The organism is Cupriavidus sp. GW821-FHT02F09, from assembly GCF_059421605.1.
Genome location: NZ_JBWKVH010000093.1, coordinates 1 through 4,485, shown reverse-complemented (window position 1 = coordinate 4,485; position 4,485 = coordinate 1). Strand labels below are relative to the sequence as shown.

The following is a 4,485-nucleotide window of genomic DNA, read 5'->3' as shown; positions in this document are numbered from 1 at the left end:
CAGCAGCGCCACGCCCAGGTGAAGTCCACAACAGAAGCGAAAGGCGATTTTCTTCACAGGACTTGTCTCCATTTTCTATTTAAGACGCTCATCGGTGGGAATGGCTTGCGGCACGACGATGTCAGGCCGCGCCTCCCTGAGGTTGGGGAATTGGTATGGGGTCAGCGGTTCAGTGCCAGGCGTATCGAGCGGCACGTTTGTCCATATTGTGGATACAGAGACTACAATGTGGATTTATTCTAGGGGGTGACTTCGCCCGGGAAAAGAAGGGTTTTCCCTCGCCGACTTACCGGGACATCCTCTTGCCGAATCTCTCCCTTGGCAAAAAGCCGGCCACTGAAGCGTCGCAGGTGGCTACGGAAATCCTCTGGGCTCTGGGGCGCCGAATCAGCGAGCAGCCCGCGCGACACGCGACAGCACCGCCATGGGCGGTCATGCCGATGCCGAGCGTCTTGAGCAGCGGGAAGTGCCTTCCGGGCATCCATGTGACCAAGGCGCAGACGCCGACCGTGCTTCCGGACGGATGGACTGGCGCGCAGCGCATCCATCGCTTGATGTCGCGCTGGCGCGAATCACCGCGGCAGCCGGGCCACGTAACGGCGAGATGGCGCTGGATCCCCAAGAACACGACAACGGGCTTTGTCGCAGTAAGAAAGACTAGCCGGTAAGAAGGCGGCAGTGATGCTGGTTTATGTTGCGAGGGAATCGAATTGCTGTGCAGCGGACGCAGCGGCCCCACCGGGACACTGCATCTTCCCTTTGGTGATCATATGGATCAACTCGATGCCAGCCAGGAGAATGCTCGCGCAGCGAAAGGCTTTAAACCCGAGCATCGGTCGGGGGACGCGCTTGATCGTCCGATGGTCCTACTCAAGGACGTTGTTCAGATACTTGACCTAGCGAGTGGCGATGGGCGTTTCCCATTCGGCGTTGAGGTCGCAGCGCCGCCAGGTTCGCCGTTATGGTCAATGGCCTTCTCGAAGAAGCGCCATGCTGCGGGCTTGTCTCGCTGGGTGCGCAGCAGGAAGTCGATGGTATTGCCCGCCTTATCGACCACCCGATACAAATCGTTCCAGCACATCAGTCAGATTCTTACCACTTACTAAGCCGTCTCGCCTAGCGTCCGCTTTTGTACTTCCATAAGCCGGCTCGACCGCCACATCGCATTGTCGTCTGCGCAGCGATTCTCGAACGGCCCCGATACACCTTCTTGATCCGAGAAAATATCTCAATAACGCAAAATACTCGCGATAGACGCAGACACTAGGACTAGTGGATACATTCAGTCATTTCCCTGCCATACGGTTCCCTGAACATCTCGTCCTCCAACCAGAGAAGAAAGGGACACATCATGGCCTTCCGGCATTTGCCACTCCACCGTTCACGCAGTGGCATCGCCAGCGCAATGCTGGCCGCCCTGCTACTCGCCGCATGCGGCGGTGACGACAGCAAATCAAGCACCACAGATCAGAGCGGCAACACCGTCTCCGAACCCACGCTGGTTGGCCGCGCCGTGCTGCCGGCAGCCACCTTCGCCGCCGGGCCGGTGTCAGGTCGCTATATTAGTGGCGACCTCAATGGCGCCACGGCGCCATTCGCGTCCCAGCCGGTGCAAGGTTTTTCGGCAGCGCTCCGGAACAACGATGGCACATTCCTCGTGATGGCGGATAACGGTTACGGCACGCTGGAGAACTCTGCGGATTTCAACCTGCGCGTCTATACGGTCGCCCCCGCCTTCAAGAAGGTTACGAGCGGCACCGGAATGGTGGGCGTCAAGAGCTTTATCGAACTGAAAGATCCGAACAAACTAATTCCATTCGCGATCACCAACCAGTTCACCAGCGATCGTATCCTGACGGGTGCCGATTTCGACATCGAGAGCATGCAGCGGGGCACGGATGGCACGCTGTGGTTTGGCGACGAGTTTGGCCCCTTCCTGCTACATACCGACGCGCAGGGCGCATTGCTGGAAGCGCCGATCCCGCTGCCTGACTTCGAAAATCCCGGCAAGCAGGTCCGCTCGCCGCAGAATCCGTTTTCCGAAGAAGCCACGCCGGTGCGCATCATGAATGCGGTGCGCGCGCACGCCTTTCAGAATGGCGCCAAGCGCGCACCGGTGTTCTCGCCTTACTACGTGCAGCTCAAGTACGACACCAACGGCGTCAAGTCCAGCGCGGACGCGCACTACGCGCGCGGGGCCAATCCACAACCAGGCCTCAAGCCCGCTGCCTCCGATACGCTGGACCTGGCCTCGCTCAAGGCTGCCGGCCACACCGTGGTGAGCTGGACAGTGAATGACAGCGCCAGCATGACGCAACTCCTCAAGGCCGGTGTAAACGGGATCATCTCCGATCGACCCGATCTGCTCTACGCAGCGGTGGCAACCTTCGACGCCAACGGGGACGGCAAGGCTGGCGATTATCTTACGGTCGATGGCCTGATCGACCAAGCAAAGTTCGATGCCCAAGGCCATCGCGGCGCACGCGACCTGCGCCCGGAAAACACCTTGCCCGCGATGGAAGCTGCGCTCGATAACCTGATGACCACGCTGGAGACCGACAGCGGCATCACCAAAGACGGCGCCGCCGTGCTCAAGCACGATCCGTATATCGAAGCCGTGAAGTGCCGCCGGGCCGACGGTGTTCCCTACAACGCAGCCGACGAGGTGCTGATCAAGGATCTCACCATCGCTCAGATCCAGAGCAACTATATCTGTGACAAGCTCTTCCGCGGTGCCAGCCAAGTCAACGATCCGACGCTCTCCCCCGTGTCGGTCGCGCTGGCCGGCAGCAAGGGCTATATCAGCCCGTATGTGGTACCTGCGGTCAAGGACATTTTCGATCTGGTCGCCGCTTACATCGCATACTACGGCACCGGTGCCGGCAAGGCACATCCGGAGGCGGCCAAGCGTGTAAAGAACGCGCAAAGCGTGCGCTTCAACATCGAGACCAAGATCAATCCGCGCAGCGACAAGGATGGCAAGGGGAACGTCTACCGACAGCGCACGGTGGATGCCAACCTGTTGGCGGATACGCTGGCCAGCCTGATCGTCAGCCAGGGTATGCAACAGCGCGCGGATATCCAGAGCTTCGATTTCCGCACCCTGCTACGCGTGCAGGAGAAGTTCCCGGCCATCCGCACCGTCTACCTCTTCGGCGACTTCCCCATCTACGGTGACGCCGCCAATAGCGACGACGGTACCAATATGCAGGACGAAGGCGGCGCCAACACGCCCTGGATGGCAGGGCTGTACTGGCCGTACCGCTCCACCATCACCTCCAATCCGTTCCGCGCCAAGCGCTCCGGCGGCTTCGAAGGGATGGCTATCAGTCCCGACGGGAAAAAGCTCTACCCGCTACTCGAGCTGCCGCTGACCGGCCACGACGCCAAGACCCTGCTGATCTCGGAGTTCGACATCGCCACGCGCAAGTTCACCGGCGTACAGTACAAGTACAAGCTGGACGACAAAGGCACGAACATCGGCGACTTTATTCTCCACAATGCCACCGAAGGCATCATCATCGAGCGCGACGGATCGCAGGGCGACATCAACGGCTTCAAGAAGCTATTCCAGGTAACGCTGGGTAAGAATGCCGAATATGTGGGCAAGACAGAACTTGCCAACCTCATGAAGCTGCGCGACCCCAACGGCATCAGCAAGGGTGGCGCGAACGGTGACCTGGCCCTAGGCGACCCGTTCGGCATGCCGTTCAATACCATCGAGGATGTGGTGGTTCTGGATGCCACGACTCTGCTCGTCATCGATGACAACAACTACCCTTTTAGTGTCGGCCGTCATGTGGGAACCAAGGCGCCGGATGACAGCGAGTTCATCCAGATTCGCCTGCCCAAGGCGCTGAACCTGGCTCGCTGAGGCAATGCCACGTATTCGAGCCCGCCGGATGGCGGGTTCGAATACCAGCCGGAAAACGGGCATCGCATAACAACTGCCCCTGGGTGGCAAGCCGACTGCTCACACATCAGAGCTGCGCCGCACTTCGCTTCTGCCGCACCTGCAAGTCAATGGAACGCCAACAGCCTCGGCTTGTAAAGTGGCATGCGCCCCAGTGTCGGCACTAGATCACACCGCTAGTCCTTCCTACCGTATGGCGGCTCTTTCGCGATATGGAAGTCCATGCGGCCGCAGGCAGCGCATGCGGTCGGTCGGTCGGTCGGTCGGTCGGCACGAAATATCCCAATAACGCACAAAAAACTAAATGGACGCAGGTATTCCAATTGGCGGGCCTATGGCCGGCTAGGCCATGTGTGGCGCAACTAATATTTGCGCTGCGTTGTGAGTTTCCCGTTGATAACGCCCAGACGATCCGCCTGCGGGCGGCGACGGATCGTCTGCCCTTCTTGCCCTCACCGAGCACCGGTATCCCTCGATGGCGGAATTGATGCTTCCCTAGCGCCTCGTAATCCGACGTGTCTGCGATGGCAGCTCGCCGAACGCATCGCGATACACCTTGGCGAACAGGCCAA

Annotated in this window: 1 protein-coding gene and 1 pseudogene; one reads left to right on the top strand and one right to left on the bottom strand. The window is 59.8% G+C overall.

All coding sequences use genetic code 11. The features are described 5' to 3' along the window. Window positions 1-689: 689 nt before the first annotated feature. Window positions 690-1,075: pseudogene (locus AC07XB_RS38785) on the bottom strand (DDE-type integrase/transposase/recombinase); the annotation flags it as partial. Between the two features lie 276 nt (window positions 1,076-1,351). Here AC07XB_RS38785 and AC07XB_RS38780 point away from each other — a divergent pair. Beyond that, entirely contained in the window at window positions 1,352-3,874 is a 2,523-nt protein-coding gene (locus AC07XB_RS38780; RefSeq protein WP_492833204.1) for an esterase-like activity of phytase family protein, read from the top strand. Window positions 3,875-4,485: the final 611 nt, after the last annotated feature.